General features: G+C 62.1%; 16 protein-coding genes. 10 read left to right on the top strand and 6 right to left on the bottom strand.

Going from position 1 to position 14,195, the window contains the following annotated elements; genetic code table 11:
- Window positions 1-392 precede the first annotated feature (392 nt).
- The 4 genes from EOA22_RS08935 to EOA22_RS08920 all read left to right on the top strand — a co-directional run bounded on the left by EOA22_RS08935 (window position 393) and on the right by EOA22_RS08920 (window position 2,880).
- Window positions 393-626: a hypothetical protein gene (locus EOA22_RS08935; protein ID WP_127389927.1), complete on the top strand. Its 234-nt coding sequence runs from the start codon at window positions 393-395 to the stop codon at window positions 624-626.
- A gap of 120 nt (window positions 627-746) precedes the next feature.
- Window positions 747-944, top strand: a complete 198-nt coding sequence (locus EOA22_RS08930; RefSeq protein WP_013530509.1) for a hypothetical protein — start codon at window positions 747-749, stop codon at window positions 942-944.
- Window positions 945-1,189: 245 nt separating this feature from the next.
- Window positions 1,190-1,948, top strand: coding sequence for an SDR family oxidoreductase (locus EOA22_RS08925; RefSeq protein ID WP_063168676.1), 759 nt, complete (start codon window positions 1,190-1,192; stop codon window positions 1,946-1,948).
- Window positions 1,949-2,010: 62 nt separating this feature from the next.
- A complete protein-coding gene (locus EOA22_RS08920) occupies window positions 2,011-2,880 on the top strand; it encodes a sigma-70 family RNA polymerase sigma factor (RefSeq protein ID WP_164747167.1) in 870 nt (289 codons plus the stop codon).
- Window positions 2,881-2,998: 118 nt separating this feature from the next.
- Here the strand turns inward: EOA22_RS08920 and EOA22_RS08915 are convergent, their stop codons facing one another.
- Window positions 2,999-3,568 carry a TetR/AcrR family transcriptional regulator gene (locus EOA22_RS08915; RefSeq protein WP_063168675.1) on the bottom strand — a complete coding sequence of 190 codons (570 nt, stop codon included), beginning with the start codon at window positions 3,566-3,568 and terminating at the stop codon, window positions 2,999-3,001.
- 103 nt (window positions 3,569-3,671) lie between these two features.
- Between EOA22_RS08915 and EOA22_RS08910 the strand changes: the two genes are divergently transcribed.
- Window positions 3,672-4,487 carry an oxidoreductase gene (locus EOA22_RS08910; protein ID WP_063168674.1) on the top strand — a complete coding sequence of 272 codons (816 nt, stop codon included), beginning with the start codon at window positions 3,672-3,674 and terminating at the stop codon, window positions 4,485-4,487.
- Between the two features lie 65 nt (window positions 4,488-4,552).
- Window positions 4,553-5,554 (top strand): NADP-dependent oxidoreductase, encoded by a 1,002-nt coding sequence (locus tag EOA22_RS08905; protein ID WP_063168673.1) that lies wholly within the window; start codon window positions 4,553-4,555, stop codon window positions 5,552-5,554.
- 20 nt (window positions 5,555-5,574) lie between these two features.
- Here EOA22_RS08905 and EOA22_RS08900 read toward each other — a convergent pair whose 3' ends face one another.
- From EOA22_RS08900 to EOA22_RS08890, 3 genes are all read right to left on the bottom strand, one after another.
- The gene (locus tag EOA22_RS08900; protein ID WP_027160885.1) at window positions 5,575-6,048 is read right to left on the bottom strand and encodes a VOC family protein; all 474 of its coding nucleotides are present in this window, start codon (window positions 6,046-6,048) and stop codon (window positions 5,575-5,577) included.
- A gap of 43 nt (window positions 6,049-6,091) precedes the next feature.
- Window positions 6,092-7,240, bottom strand: coding sequence for an amidohydrolase (locus EOA22_RS08895; protein WP_013530516.1), 1,149 nt, complete (start codon window positions 7,238-7,240; stop codon window positions 6,092-6,094).
- A 153-nt stretch (window positions 7,241-7,393) separates the two neighbouring features.
- Window positions 7,394-7,837 (bottom strand): SRPBCC family protein, encoded by a 444-nt coding sequence (locus tag EOA22_RS08890; RefSeq protein ID WP_013530517.1) that lies wholly within the window; start codon window positions 7,835-7,837, stop codon window positions 7,394-7,396.
- 435 nt (window positions 7,838-8,272) lie between these two features.
- On the opposite strand from EOA22_RS08890, the gene EOA22_RS08885 reads away from it, so the two are divergent.
- Complete coding sequence (locus EOA22_RS08885; RefSeq protein WP_013530518.1) at window positions 8,273-8,416, top strand: hypothetical protein; 144 nt, start codon at window positions 8,273-8,275, stop codon at window positions 8,414-8,416.
- A 97-nt stretch (window positions 8,417-8,513) separates the two neighbouring features.
- Here the strand turns inward: EOA22_RS08885 and EOA22_RS08880 are convergent, their stop codons facing one another.
- Window positions 8,514-9,206: a DUF2270 domain-containing protein gene (locus EOA22_RS08880; RefSeq protein ID WP_063168672.1), complete on the bottom strand. Its 693-nt coding sequence runs from the start codon at window positions 9,204-9,206 to the stop codon at window positions 8,514-8,516.
- Between the two features lie 476 nt (window positions 9,207-9,682).
- Between EOA22_RS08880 and EOA22_RS08875 the strand changes: the two genes are divergently transcribed.
- From EOA22_RS08875 to EOA22_RS08865, 3 genes are all read left to right on the top strand, one after another.
- Window positions 9,683-10,204, top strand: a complete 522-nt coding sequence (locus tag EOA22_RS08875; RefSeq protein WP_013530520.1) for an Hsp20/alpha crystallin family protein — start codon at window positions 9,683-9,685, stop codon at window positions 10,202-10,204.
- A 126-nt stretch (window positions 10,205-10,330) separates the two neighbouring features.
- Entirely contained in the window at window positions 10,331-11,065 is a 735-nt protein-coding gene (locus EOA22_RS08870) for a gamma-glutamylcyclotransferase (RefSeq protein ID WP_013530521.1), read from the top strand.
- Window positions 11,066-11,261: 196 nt separating this feature from the next.
- Window positions 11,262-12,413 carry an acyltransferase gene (locus EOA22_RS08865; protein ID WP_063168671.1) on the top strand — a complete coding sequence of 384 codons (1,152 nt, stop codon included), beginning with the start codon at window positions 11,262-11,264 and terminating at the stop codon, window positions 12,411-12,413.
- On the opposite strand, the gene EOA22_RS08860 is transcribed toward EOA22_RS08865, so the two are convergent.
- The coding region (locus EOA22_RS08860) for a glycoside hydrolase family 127 protein (RefSeq protein ID WP_164755328.1) at window positions 12,400-14,195 on the bottom strand (1,796 nt) is incomplete at its 5' end. The two genes, EOA22_RS08865 and EOA22_RS08860, sit on opposite strands and share 14 nt — an antisense overlap.

The raw sequence follows: 14,195 nt of genomic DNA, 5'->3' as shown, positions 1-14,195 counted from the left end.
GTTTTATGGGCTGCATCGATGTCGCCGTCCGGCGACTGCAATGTCCGACGGCGCGCAAGCGACCCCGGCCCCTGGCGCGACGATCCGCCAACGGACTGCTGCCAGCTTGGGGATGTGCGGACTGCCGCCCCGGTTCGGGCGCTTTTCGATGTCAGGCATTGCTCCTCCCAGAGCGCCGGCCGATGCCATGCCGGCGTTTGCGCATGTTTTATAAAAAATTGACACGCGTCAAGATTTAAAATGTGCGTAGCGATTTTTGACTGCGCGCCCTGCGGGCATGACTGTCCTGCCGGCATGCGCTACAACCAAGGCGCGAAAAAAACTGCCAGCCTAGGGAACCACTAGGGGGATGTCCGCGTTGGTCGCTACTTTTGTGCAGAGGGAGGTTTGGGGTGGGGCGTTTCGAAATCGTGGAAGAGCCAACGGGTACGTTTTCGATTTTCGACACCGTCACGGAATTGCCGGCAACGGCCAAAGGGGGCGTGTGCATTGGGCTTTATCGGCACGAAGTGCCTCTGGCACTGCTTGCAGCGGTTGAAACGGTCCAGCCCGGCCATTTTTCGCTCCTGCCCTCATTGTCGGTGTTGAACGACTGGCGGGCTCCTCCAGACGATCTGCTGGCATGAGCAAAGCTGCCCGATGTCGCATCAAAAATCATACGGTATGGGAAATCACGCCCTGTTGTCGAAAGCGGCGGTGAGGCATGGAAAGCAAGGGGAGGTTGCAGTGCGTTGGGAGGTGAAGCAATGTCTGATCAGGACGACCTGATCCGAGCTGCCATCGGACGGCTGCTCGCCGAGAAGACAGGCGCCGCCGTCATATCGATGAGAGAGAGCGTCACCGAGCTTCTGGCGCTGACCGGTGCCGCACTGGACGAAAGACTCCAAGACCTGCTGCTGGAAATGGCCGAAGTCCGCGGCATGATGGTCGCTCTCGACTTCTGAACATATCCGGCTGGGATGCTGCAGCATGGACCGGCAGCGCTTTCATCGCCGGCAGCCTCTAACCTTACTGCGTCCAATATCGGGCATCGCATTTTAGGCCGAAAGCGGACAGGCAGCTTTCCGCCCGATCGCCAGTATTGCCGGCATGTCGCGGATCGTCGCCGCGACAGCGCGCCTCGCCAAACCTTGGCTCTTTTTCCGACCCTCAAACGTCTTAGCTACAGTGAAGCTAAGGAGCAGGGTCGATGAGCCTCAGGAATAAAGAAATCGTGGTCACCGGTGGCAGCCGTGGGCTTGGCCTCGGATTGGTCGAGGCGCTGGTCGAACAGGGCGCCAGTGTGACCGTCGTTGCCCGTGGCGTCGAGGCGCTGGATGCGGTCGGTGCGCGGCTTGGGGTCGCCACTATCCGCGCCGACGTTGCGGAGGAGGGCGCGGCCTATCGCATTCTTAGCGAGGTTCGTCCTGACGTCGTGGTCCTGAATGCTGGTGCCACGCCCCGGATGGGCCGGTTGGACCAACTGAGCTGGGAAGATTTTTCAATCGCCTGGGAAACCGACGTCAAGGCCGGGCTATACTGGCTGCAGGCGGCGCTCAACCTGCCGCTCAAGCCGGGCAGCCGTGTTCTGGTGGGATCGAGCGGTGCCGCCGTCACCGGGTCGCAGTTGTCGGGCGGCTATGGCGGCGCCAAGCGCATGCTGTGGTTCATGGCGAAGTACGCCAACGGCGTTTCGCTGGAGAAGAAGCTCGGCATCCGCTTTCAGGCGATCGTGCCGCGGCAGATGATCCTCGGCACCGGAACAGGCGATGCGGCGGCCGGCGCCTATTCCGGATCCATGGGCATCACGCCCGAACAATTCGTCACCCGCTTCGGTGCGCCGATGCCGCCCCGAACCTTCGGCGACAGGGTGGTTTCCGTGCTGGAAGACCCGCAATATGCCGAGGGGATCGTCTTCGGCCTCAATGGCGACGCGGGCGTAACCGTGATGGAGGGGGCTGCGGCTTGAGCGAACGAGATCCTGCCGTGGACCGCGACCGACGGGAAGGGCTGCTTGCCCTTGCCGCCGCGATGCGGCCAGAGCTGCACCGCTATTGCGCGCGCCTGATGGGCTCGGTCATCGACGGGGAGGATGTCGTGCAGGACACGTTTGCGCGAGCCTTCGTTGCGCTGAATGAGCTGGGCGAGGTGCCGCAGCTCAGGCCCTGGCTGTTCCGCGTCGCCCACAACCGTGCGCTTGACCTGCTGCGCAGCCGCGCGATCCGCGCGGCGGAGCCTATCGAGGCGGCGCTTGAAATTGCCGACGACACCAAAGCCGACCCGGTGGAGATGCTGATGCGCAGGCAAGCTATACAGACCGCAGTGTCGCGCTTCGCGGAGCTTCCGCTGCTCCAGCGCAGCGTCGTCATCCTCAGAGATGTGCTCGACGAGCCGCTGGCCGAGATCGCTGCTTTGCTCGGCATCACCGTCGATGCGGTGAAAGGGCACTTGGCGCGCGGCCGCGCCCGGCTTAGGGAAGTCAGTGCGCAGGCCAGTTCGGCTCCCGATGCGCGTATCGCGTCGGCCGCCGTGGTCCGTTATGCGACCCTGTTCAACCAGCGGGATTGGGACGGCTTGCGCGCCCTGCTTGCCGACGACGTCAGGCTTCATCAGTCCCTGCATGCGACGCGCTCGGGTGCGGCGGATGTCGGCATGTTCTTCACGATCTACGCCAAAAGCGACCGCGTGTGGCTGACGCCGGCCTGGCTCGACGGCCGCGAGGTGATCGCTGTGTTCGAAAGCCATGCCGACCAGAAACCGCATCATTTCATGTGGCTGGAGTGGCGAGAAGGTCAGATCAGCTTCATCCGCGACTATCGCTATGTCAGCTATGTTACCGACGATGCCGAGCTGGTGCTGGCCAAGGACGCCAGGTCCTTCGGTCGCGGCACCGGGCACTGAAGAGCGGGCGCGCATCTGACCATCATACGGGCGGTGCTGTTCCTGCCCAAGGGGCCGATGCGGGGCTGGGCGTCGCACCGCCTGAGGATGTCTTTGACGTGCCCACGCGTGACATCCCCTAACTCTGCTCGATCAGCGCGCGCGCCGCAGCTTTCCCTGCCGCAAGGATACGATCCGACAATTCCGTTCCCTCCACGGCACGGGCCAGTTGAAGCGTGCCAATGAGGGTCGCAAAGATAGCGAACGCAACGCCCTCCGGATCAGGAGTTTGCGGCGGCAGCTCTACCGACACCTGGCGCACCTGGGTCAGCAAACGCTCGGTATAAAGCTGACGCGTTTCGGGTGGCTCGCGGGCGATTTCCGCCAGCAAGGCGGCAGAGGCGCAGCCCTTCCCGGGATTATCCCGATGCGCCGCAGACAGATATGTGTCTATGGCCATTGCCAAGCCGCCGGAGGCCAATGCTTGCCGTATCTCGTCGGATTGATCCTCGAGAGCTGCAGCGACCGTTTCACGGACAAGCGCCGCCTTTGATTGAAAGTGGGGATAGAAAGCCCCGTTCGTCAGCCCGGCGTCGCCCATGATGGTTGCCAGTCCGGACGCCGCTATGCCGTTTTTCCGAAAGCGTTCCGCGGCGACCTCCAGGATCCGGCCGCGCGAGGCGTCCTTCCTGCCCTTTTCGTAGCGCATGGCTGCTATTCCTTTCTGCTATTGCATTATGATCATAATCTGATATTACGACTGTAATTTAACAGATGCAAAAAAGCTAGCCCCCATGAGTTTGGAGCACGAAATGAAAACGAATGCCGGAAAAACCGCTGTTGTGACCGGAGCCTCTTCGGGCATCGGCCGCGCCAGTGCCGAAGCCCTTGCGCGGGCCGGGTTCACCGTCTTCGGAACCAGCCGGCGCAAGGCCGGCAACGATCCGGACGGGGTGATCATGCTGATCTGCGACGTGACCGACAGTGAGGCCGTTGCCGCACTCGTTTCGACGGTGCTCTCGCAGACCGGCCGGATCGACCTCTTGGTCAACAATGCCGGGGTCGGCCAGCTTGGAGGCGCCGAGGAATTCTCGATTGCCCAGGTGCAGGCTCTGTTCGACGTCAATCTGTTCGGCGTCATCCGCATGACCAATGCGGTGCTGCCGTCGATGCGGCAGCGTGGCGAGGGGCGCATCATCAATATCGGCTCTGTGCTGGGACTGGTGCCCGCGCCGTATTCAGCGCATTATTCGGCGGTCAAGCACGCGCTCGAGGGCTATTCGGAATCGCTCGACCACGAGGTTCGCGCCTTCAACATCCGCGTTTCGGTCATCGAGCCGGCATTCGTTCGTACTGTCTTCGACCAGAACGGGATCCAGCCGGATTCGCCGTTGCAGGAATACGATCAGGCCCGCGCTACGCTGGAAGCGCTGCTTCGCGACGTGATGCCTGTCGCCGACCGGCCGGAAATGGTGGCGCAAGTGGTCGTCAAGGCAGCGACCGATGCCCGTCCGCAACGGCGCTACACCGCCGGCAAGGCTGCGCGCCAGGTCAGCCTGCTGCGTCGCTTTGCTCCCGCGGGGATATTCGACAAGAGCCTGCGGAAACAATTCCGCCTGCCCGTTTGAACACAGCGAGCAGAGGATTTCACGCACATGCGACACACCAAAATCACTCTCAGAAAGTCACTGCCATGAAGGCATTCGTCGTCGACAAGTACAGCAAGAACGGCACTCTGCGGCTAGCCGAAATGCCGGAGCCGAAACTCGGGGACAGCGATGTCCTGGTCGAGGTCCACGCCGCGGCGGTGAACCTGCTCGATTCCAAGGTCAAAACCGGAGAGTTCAAGCTGATCCTGCCCTATCGCTGGCCCTTCATCCTGGGTCACGACGTGGCCGGGAGGGTTGTGCGCGTGGGATCGAAAGTCCGCAAATTCGACCTGGGCGACGACGTCTATGCGCGGCCGCGCGATGGCCGGATCGGGACGTTCGCCGAGTTCATAGCCATGGATGAAGCCGACGTGGCCCTGAAACCCGGGAACCTCAGCATGGAGGAGGCGGCCTCGATCCCGCTGGTCGGCCTGACCGCCTGGCAGGCGCTCGTCGAAAGGGCCAAGCTGAAGAAGGGACAGAAGGTCTTCATTCAAGCCGGTTCCGGCGGCGTGGGGACATTCGCCATCCAACTGGCAAAGCATCTCGGCGCGACCATTGCGACCACCGCCAGCGCGGCGAGTGCCGGTCTGGTCAAGGGGCTCGGCGCCGATATCGTCGTCGACTACAGGAAAGACGATTTCGAGAAAGTCCTTTCGGGCTACGACGTCGTCTTGAACAGCCAGGACGCCAAGACACTTGAAAAATCACTGAATGTGCTGAAACCGGGTGGCAAGCTCATCTCCATCTCCGGCCCACCGGATCCGGAATTTGCCAGGGAAAAGGGACTGAACGTGGTGCTGAGGCTGGTGCTTCGCCTGCTGAGCCGCGGTATTCGAGCGAAAGCCAAGCGCCGTGGCGTGACGTTCTCGTTCCTTTTCATGTGGGCGCAGGGCGAGCAGCTGAGCAAGATCGCATCGCTCATCGAATCCGGCGCGATCCGCCCGGTCGTCGACCGGATATTTCCCTTCGAGGCGACCAATGAGGCGCTGGCCTATGTCGAAACAGGACGCGCCAAGGGCAAGGTCGTCATCAAGGTCAGATAGCAACTCAGCCCCGATCGAGGTCAGCCGCGCCGGGCTGCGTCGATCGCCGCGACGTCGATCTTTGTCATCTCCATCATCGCATCAAAGGCGCGTTTGGCTTCCTCGCCGCCGGCCGCCATGGCCTCGGTCAGCGTGCGCGGCGTGATTTGCCAAGACACGCCCCATTTGTCCTTGCACCAGCCGCACACGCTCTCCTGGCCGCCATTGCCGACGATGGCATTCCAGTAGCGGTCGGTTTCCTGCTGATCGTCGGTGGCGATCTGGAACGAGAAGGCCTCGTTCTGCTTGAATGTGGAGCCGCCGTTCAATCCGATGCAGGGAATGCCGGCGACGGTAAATTCGACCGTCAACACGTCGCCTTTCTTGCCGGACGGAAAATCGCTCGGCGCACGGTGAACGGCGCCCACGCTGGTGTCGGGAAAGGTCTCTGCGTAGAAGCGCGCCGCAGCCTCGGCGTCCTTGTCGAACCAAAGGCAAATCGTGTTCTTCGGTATCTTTGGCATTGCATGTTCCTTTCGGCGTTGGAGTTGGCGGAGGTCAACCCAGGAGATTGCGTGCCGTGCGCATGAAGATCCTCGACCCGATCGGGATCAGGTCGTCGGGAAAGTCATAGTCGGGATTGTGCAAGGCGGGGTGCCGCTCGCCCGCACCGAGGAAGAACATCGCCGACTTGGCACTATGGCCGAACAGGCCGAAATCTTCCGAGGCGCGCATCGGCAGGGCCTCTTCGCCGTGCGATACGCCCTCTTCATCGAGCGCGCGCCGCAGATGCTCCACCGCGTCCGGCGCGTTGACGCTGGCGACGAAGATCTCGTGATAGTCCCAGCGGGCGGTAAGGCGATGCTCGCCGGCGATCCTGGCGACCAGTGCTTCGGCAGCAGCACAAAGGTTCGCCATGCGCTCGTCACGCCGGGTGCGCAGCGTTGCCCAGACCTGCGCATGAGCCGGCGCGATGCCGAACACGGCCTCGCCCATCGCGGCATGGGTGACGGTCAGCATGGAGAAGTCGTCGTCGGCGAAGGTTCCGCGCCCGAGCGCCGGCAGCGCCGGCATCAGCTCACTGATCGCCAGCATCGGCGAGGTGCCGGTCTCCGGCATGGATGAATGGGCGGTCTTGCCCTCCAGCACGATGCGCATGCCGCGTGACGCACAGTTGACCACGCCGGGCTTGAGCCGCACCTCGCCGAACGGCACGCCAGGCAGGTTGTGCAGCGAGAAAGCGAAATCCGGCGCGATCTCGCCGAAGCGGGGATCGGCAACGACGCCGGCTGCGCCATTGCCGGTTTCCTCCGCCGGCTGGAACATCAGCACGACGCGGCCGCTTGCAGGCCGCTCGCGCCCCAACTGCCGGCCGAGGGATGCCAGGATGGCGGTGTGTCCGTCATGGCCGCACATATGCGACTTGCCCGGCACGCGCGACGCATGCGGCACGCCTGAAAGTTCTTCGATAGGCAAGGCATCGAGTTCCGAACGGAACAGCACCGTCGGCCCTGCTTTGCCGCTGTCATATGTGACCGCGACGCCGTGCCCGCCGAGCTGTGTCAGCACCTTGTCCGGCCCCGTATCGGCGAGGAAGGCGACGACCTCCTTTGCCGTCTTCTCCTCTTCATTCGAGATTTCCGGATACTGGTGCAGCTGGCGCCGCCACGCCGTCAACTCGACGATGTCTCGGTTGGTCAGAGTCATGCTTTTTCAACCTCCGCTGCATTCTTCATCGACACGTCCAGGCACAGGGGTGCCGCAATGATGAATTGCTAGCGACAAAGGGCAGTTCCCGCCACAGTCCAAGTTTCAGGCTTCGGCAGGCCAGAAACGGCCGTTCTCCCGGCCATCCGCAGCCTATTGATTGATCTCGGGCTCGACGAGCTTTGCCAGATTTCTGAGCGATTCCTGCCAGCCGAGATAGCAGGCCTCGACCGGAATGACGTCCGGAATGCCGGCCTGGGTAATGTCGATTTCAGTGCCGACCGACACTTTTTTCAAGACCACGGTCACCCGTATCTCGCCGGGCAGGTTGGGATCGTCGAACCTGTCGGTGTAGAGCAGGCGCTCGCCCGGAACGAGTTCAAGGTATTCGCCGCCGAAGGCGTGGCTGTCGCCGGTGGTGAAATTGCGGAACGACATCTTGAACGTGCCTCCGACCTTTGCCTCGAAATTATGGACCGTGCAGGTGAAGCCGTTTGGCGGAAGCCACTTGGCCAGCGCGTCCGCTTCAACGAAGGCGCGATAGACCTTTTCAGGGCTGGTCGTCAGAACGCGGTGCAAACGTACGGTGCCGGGCATTGCTGGATCCTTTCATGAATGCCTGTTCGATACCCCAAGGACGGACGAAGCCTAGCCAGTCCGACATTGGTTTGCGAATTTTTTGACGGGAGGCGGCCTGCCTACGCCGCGGACATGCGTTCGACCCCGAGCTATCAACACGAAGCTCGGGCGAGACGGCGGATGAACTGCACCGGCTTCGGAGCTGGCGCTCACCTGCTAAATCGAGTTCCTGAGCCATCTTGTTGTTCGGGCGTGTTTTTGTCGATTGCCGCGAACGGCCGCGCGTCCCCGTCGATGCTTCGAACGCCGCCAAATAGGGCAGCGCGTCTTTGCCGTCCATGTGCCGATCATTAGAATTTGCATCTGATCAGAGTTGATTTCCTATCAAGCCGTTAATGCGGTCATGCTGTTAATCAGCATTTGCTAATGAGTCTTTCGAACCTGAGGCAAGCAATGACCAAGAATCTCGGCAATGCACGTCATACGCCGGCGAAGGACCCGCAGGTCTCCCTTCTGGGCAAAGCCGCGCCGGCGCTGTTTCCGCTGGTCGTGGCGGCACTGGGTTACATGGTTGGCAAGCAGTTCTTCGGCATCTAGGCGCGAAGTTCCGTTCCCTCAAACGTCTCGGCGGACCGACCATCTCAGCGCGCGGGCCGCCGTTTGCGTTGCAGCGGCGTGTTGCCGGGCATCAACGTCAAACATGCACGTCGCCAAAGGACAGTTCGCCGTCGTTATCGGCCGTGAAAAAGACGATGGCAAGCAACCCGACATAGAATGCGGCCACGACAACCACGATCGCCACACCGGGAACGGGGCCAAGGGCGGCGCTGTCTACGGCTTCGCGAAGCGAACCGGCAAAGCCGGTCCTGACGCCCACGGTTTGAAGGCTGGGGGTGGATATCTTGAGCACCCAGGCCAGCAAGAGGATCAGGAACAGGTAGATGTAATTTCGCCGCAGCCGACGGGCCAGCGCGACGCGCTGCGACAGCAGGAACTTCGGCGCGCGTAGGCCTTCCCCGACGATGAGCAGCCAGTCCGAGGCAAAGTCGGGCTGTGGGGAAAAGATCTGCGCGAAATAGTGGCGCTCGAACTGGCGTACGCGCGCCCGATAGAAATCGAAGAACCGATAGCGGCGCGCCTCGATCCATAGCAGCAGCAGGATCAGCAGCATGGCGAAAAGCAGCACGCCGTGATGCGCACTGGCCGTCGACAGCGATACCGAAAGCAGCGCCGCCACCACCGTGATTGCCCAGTTGGTTGTCCTGTCCAGCCGGTCGCGCCATCCCGCCATGCGAGCGATCTCGGCGCGGTGAAAATGCGACAGCGTGTTGACGCGCTCCGCCGATGAAAGGACGGGGCCAGCGGGCTTTGCCGACGCGTCGTTCATGGCATCCTCCGGCAAGGAACAGAACGGCCTGCCAGCGGCATTGTTCCCTGTCCTCGAGACCGCCGATCCAGCCGACCAGCCGCGCGTTGAGGCCGAGGCGGCTCCGGTCCAGCAGACACCAAGCTGGCGGTTGACCACTGTTTCGCGAAGTGCCGATCGAAGGGCACGACTGATGTGGACAGCACCGGTGACGCAGGCACCTGCATGCACCAATCACATTACATTACGAGGTCTTGACCCACCCGCGACGGAGTCCAAAATCCTCCGCACCAGTGCCGACGAGGCGCCGGCGTCACGGGCGCCGCGCGGGTCAGGGGCGGTGGCCTTCGGGCAGGCTCAGGTGCGCGAGCCCCCGCCACTGATCCAGGCGTTTCCAACGGGACCGGAGCGCCAATGGCGCAGACGCGCATCGTCCGAGCATGGCAACCAGAGCATGCAAACGAACGATAGACAGGATCAAGAAAGGAGCAAATGCAATGACCATTCGTGATCTGATGCCATGGGGTCGCGATCCAAACCAGGTTCAGACCCTCTCAGGCGACCGCGATCAGGACCCATTCATGAGCCTGCATCGCGAGATGAACCGCCTTGTTGACGACATGTTCCGCGGTTTCGGTTCACGTCTTCCATCCTTGGGCAGGCTCTCTTCAGCGGGCGGTGGCTGGCCTAGCGTGGAAATCTCGGAAACGGACAAGGAAATCCGCGTGACCGCCGAGATACCCGGCATGGAGGAAAAGGACATCGAGGTGTTGCTCGATGACGGCGTCCTGACGTTGCGCGGTGAAAAACACGCCGAAACCGACGACAAGGAACGTCAGTTCTCCGAGCGATTCTACGGCCGCTTCGAACGTCGCATTCCGATCGGCTTCGAAGTCGAAGAAGACAAGGTCGCTGCCGATTTCCGCAACGGCGTGCTGTTCGTCACCTTGCCGAAATCCGAGAAGGCACAGAACAAGATGAGGCGCATCCCCATCGGCGGCAAGAGCACCAAGCACTAGAATGATTGGATGCCGGGCGGGAGGGTCACCCGCCCGGCATCGGCCGTTGAATTTTGCGCCGGTCACATGGACCCTTGAGAATCCCTCTGCCTTCGGCAACATGACGGCGACGGTAGAGGGTATGAAATGAACCAGCCGATTTCTGCCATATCGCCGCGCAAGTCCGTGCCGCGCAACACGCCGATGGCGCTGACCGAGGCGTTGGTCGCGCGCACTATGCGTGCTGTCGAGGATGCCGGGCCGACGCCGGGCATGGTTCACATGACCGATGCCGACTATGCGCGTATCCGCGACGAGGTGCTGGCCGGCGCTCCGGCCGGGCCGCTGAAACTATTTGCCTATGGCTCGCTGCTGTGGAAGCCCGCCGGCGAGGTGAGGGGCGGAGAACGCGCGGTGGCCAGCGGCTGGCATCGTTCGTTCTGCTTCACGGTGCAGCGTTTTCGCGGCACGGTCGAGCAGCCCGGCTTGATGATGGCGCTCGATCGCGGCGGCCAGTGCCAGGGCATGGTGTTCGAGATCGCGGAACCGGTGGCGGCCAACCTCGAAGCGCTGCTGCGCCGCGAAATGACCATCCTGCCCGCCGTCAACGTGCCGCGCTGGCTGCAGGTCAGGACCGAAGGCGGCCCATGTCGCGCGATTGGTTTCGTCGTCGATCCCGCCAATCCGCGTTATGCCGGCAAGCTCGACAAGCAGGCGATCGCGGCGACGCTGGTGACAGCCGTCGGTCATTGGGGCTCGGGCGCGCAATATCTATTCGAGACGATCCGCCACCTCGAAGCCTGCGGCATCCGCGACCGCAATCTGTGGCGGCTGCAGGAACTGGTGGCGGAAGAGATCGGGCTGACCGTCGCCCAGAAGTGATCCGCCCAGAAGTGATCCGCTCAGACGCGGCACGCTTCAGTCGTGTTTGGCTCCGGATGCTTGCAGGCCACAGCACCTTGCGAAGCAAATCTCTGATTTCGTAAGTCTCCGCAGTGAAGGTTTAATGAATTGAAAACAGTTCTGGGCCAACGATGACCTGAACACCGGCGCAGGACACGGTGCGCGTGGACCAATCATGAAATCCTCGACCGGAGAGCACTACCCAGCGCTGGATCATGTTCGTGGCCTGGCGGCCTTTCTTGTCTTTACCTGGCATTTCCTTCATGCTTCTCCTGAAGGCCCCGTGCCTTATGATTTCGTGCCGGCTCTTCCTATCTTCAGCGTTCTGGATGAAGGGCATACTGGCGTTTCCCTGTTCATGGCGCTTTCCGGCTACCTGTTCGCCAAGCTGCTCGATGGAAAGCAGATCAACTATCTGCCCTTCTTTGCCAACAGGGCCCTCAGGCTGCTTCCGCTTCTCCTGGTCGTGCTATGCATCGAGGCCTGCCGCAGGTACGTGGCCGGCCAGTCCCTCGACGGGTATTTCACGGGCGTCGGATTGGGGTTTCTTTTTCCCACCCTCCCGAATGGCGGCTGGTCGATAACGATCGAAGCGCACTTCTACCTGTTGCTGCCGTTCTTGCTGATGGTATCCAGGCGGTTTGTGTTCGCGCCCTTGCTGTTCATCGCGGCAGCCATTGTGCTGAGGTCCGTCCTGTATGTGCAGATCGGCGAAGTGCAGTCGGCGGCGTCCGCAACCATCATAGGCCATGCGGATCAGTTCCTGGCCGGCATTCTTGCCTTTCACCTGCGTGCCCACGCGAAGAACCAACACTGGCTGGCGCTGGCCGTTCTCATGGCTTTTTCGGGGTTCTTCTGGTGGTTCGATGCAGCCGGCGGATTTTACCAACTGGGCCGCTATCCGTCGCCTCATTGGATATGGATCATCCTGCCGACCCTGGAGGCGGCAGCCTATTCATTCGGCATCGCCTACTACGACACGAGCTTTTCGAGAAAGCGAACAAGCCCGCCGTTCAGGGTACTGGAGAAGGCTGGGGCCTACAGCTATTCGATCTATCTTCTGCACCTGTTCTTCGTCATGCAATTGGCAGCGTTCATAGACACGAATGTCATGAGCATCAGCAATTTCTACGTCGCATGCCTCTGGTCCGCATTGTGCTTCGTGGCGACGATCCCGATCGGCTATCTCAGCTATACCTGCGTCGAGGCGCCATTCCTGCGCCTGCGTCTGCGCTATATGGACCAAAAGCCCGAAACCGCGGCATCGACCGCGGCTGAGCTTGGATCGGTCATCGCCGATACACCGACCTCGTTCAGCCGTCCCTGAGCCATACCAGCATCTCGCCGGGCTCGCGGTTGTCCCAGGCGAAATAGGGAATGGCGGTCAGTCGCGTCTCGGCGGTGGCCGGCGGCTCGGGCCTGTAGAGCCCGTCCTGCCAGCCGTCGGAGACATCGGCAAGTGCCGCGGTCGACAGCGTCACCACGCCGCCGAGAAGTTCCGGCCGGTGCTGCGCTTCGATGGTGGCCGTCCGCGGCAGCGTCAGGCGATGCGGCTGGCTGTCATTGTCTGATGCCTCGACGCAATAGATCAGCGGGCCGCGTGACAGCGCGACGCGGCCAGCATCCTGGCGCACCTGCGGGTTGGCATAAAGCCGCTCGATCGGCATTTCGAGATCGAGCCGGACATTGTCGCCCTTTTTCCATGTCCGCTTGATCGCGGCGTAGCCGTCGCTGGTGATATCCGCCAGCCTGATGGCTTCGCCGTTTATCTTCAACCCGGCACTGGCGCTCCAGGCGGGAATGCGCAGGTGCAAAGTGAACTCGACCGGCGCCCGCGGTTCGAGCATGATGTCGACGGCGCCGTCCCAGGGATAGCTGCTGACCTGCGTCAGGCTCACCGGGACGCCCGATATATCGAAGCGCCCGGTCGAGTCGCCATAGAGGTGGACGGCCAGCGCATCGTGGGCCAGGCTGTAGAAATAGCTGCCGATCGAGGCGACCATGCGCCCGATATTGGGCGGGCAGCACGGGCAGCGGTGCCACTTCCACCTGTTGTGCTTGCCCCGGCTTTCCAATGGATTCTCGTAGAAAAACAGCGAGCCGTCGAGCGACAGGCCCGAGATCGAACCGTTGTAGAGGGCGCGTTCCATCATGTCGGCGTAGCGCGCGTTCGGCCCCATGCCGAGCATGCGGCTGGCCCAGAACACCAAGCCGACCGCCGCACAGGTCTCGGCATAGGCGCTTTCGTTGGGCAGGTCGTAGTCGCTGGTGAAGCCCTCATTGTGCGCCGACGGCCCCAGTCCGCCAGTGATGTAGAGACTCTTGGTGGTGAGATCGTCCCACAGAAGGTCGAGTGCTGCTCGCAGCGTATCATCGCCATATTCGGTCGCGATATCGGCCATGCCGGAATAGAGGTACATCGCCCTGACAGCATGGCCGACGACCTTGTTCTGTTCTCGCACCGGGATATGCGACTGGCTGTATTCATAGGTCTTGAAATGATAGGCCTTCGGGTCGGCGCCGCGGGCGCGGGCCTCCTCGTCGAAATAATGCGGCTGCTGACCGCGCTGGTCGATGAAGTATCTGGCCAACTCCATATATTTCCGCTCGCCGGTCACCCGTGCCAGCTTGACCAGCGCCAGCTCGATCTCCTCGTGGCCGCAATAGCCCTTCTTCTTGCCGGGCTCCGGGCCGAGTACCGACGCGATGTGGTCGGCATAGCGGCACATGATATCGAGCAGCTTGCGTTTTCCCGTCGCCTGGTAGTAGGCGACCGCGCCCTCGATCAGATGGCCGGCGCAATAGAGCTCGTGGCAGTCGCGCAGATTGGTCCAGCGCTTGCCGGGCTGGATGCGTTGGTACCAGCTGGAGAGATAGCCGTCCTCCTGCTGCAGCCTGCCATACATGTCGATGACGGCGTCGATCTTCTTCTCCAGTTCGGGATTCTTGCGCCGGTACAGCGAATAGGCCGCGGTCTCGATCGTCTTGCCGAGATCGGAATCCCAGAACATCTGCGTGGTCACCGTCGATCCGGTGAATTCCGCGCCCTGGCGGTCGGCTTCGTCGGGAGAGGGCGAGTGGAAGGGGATGACTATGCCGGGCGAGGGAC

This window comes from Mesorhizobium sp. M7A.F.Ca.US.014.04.1.1, from assembly GCF_003998745.1.
GTDB classification, from domain to species: Bacteria; Pseudomonadota; Alphaproteobacteria; order Rhizobiales; family Rhizobiaceae; genus Mesorhizobium; species Mesorhizobium ciceri.
This window is presented reverse-complemented; position numbering and strand designations above follow the sequence as displayed.

Coding starts and splice junctions, on each gene's coding strand:
- EOA22_RS08930 (WP_013530509.1), top strand. CDS start 747: ATGTCTGATCAGGACGACCTGATCCGAGCTGCCATCGGACGGCTGCTC.
- EOA22_RS08925 (WP_063168676.1), top strand. CDS start 1,190: ATGAGCCTCAGGAATAAAGAAATCGTGGTCACCGGTGGCAGCCGTGGG.
- EOA22_RS08920 (WP_164747167.1), top strand. CDS start 2,011: ATGCGGCCAGAGCTGCACCGCTATTGCGCGCGCCTGATGGGCTCGGTC.
- EOA22_RS08915 (WP_063168675.1), bottom strand. CDS start 3,568: ATGCGCTACGAAAAGGGCAGGAAGGACGCCTCGCGCGGCCGGATCCTG.
- EOA22_RS08910 (WP_063168674.1), top strand. CDS start 3,672: ATGAAAACGAATGCCGGAAAAACCGCTGTTGTGACCGGAGCCTCTTCG.
- EOA22_RS08905 (WP_063168673.1), top strand. CDS start 4,553: ATGAAGGCATTCGTCGTCGACAAGTACAGCAAGAACGGCACTCTGCGG.
- EOA22_RS08895 (WP_013530516.1), bottom strand. CDS start 7,240: ATGACTCTGACCAACCGAGACATCGTCGAGTTGACGGCGTGGCGGCGC.
- EOA22_RS08890 (WP_013530517.1), bottom strand. CDS start 7,837: ATGCCCGGCACCGTACGTTTGCACCGCGTTCTGACGACCAGCCCTGAA.
- EOA22_RS08885 (WP_013530518.1), top strand. CDS start 8,273: ATGACCAAGAATCTCGGCAATGCACGTCATACGCCGGCGAAGGACCCG.
- EOA22_RS08880 (WP_063168672.1), bottom strand. CDS start 9,206: ATGAACGACGCGTCGGCAAAGCCCGCTGGCCCCGTCCTTTCATCGGCG.
- EOA22_RS08875 (WP_013530520.1), top strand. CDS start 9,683: ATGACCATTCGTGATCTGATGCCATGGGGTCGCGATCCAAACCAGGTT.
- EOA22_RS08870 (WP_013530521.1), top strand. CDS start 10,331: ATGAACCAGCCGATTTCTGCCATATCGCCGCGCAAGTCCGTGCCGCGC.
- EOA22_RS08865 (WP_063168671.1), top strand. CDS start 11,262: ATGAAATCCTCGACCGGAGAGCACTACCCAGCGCTGGATCATGTTCGT.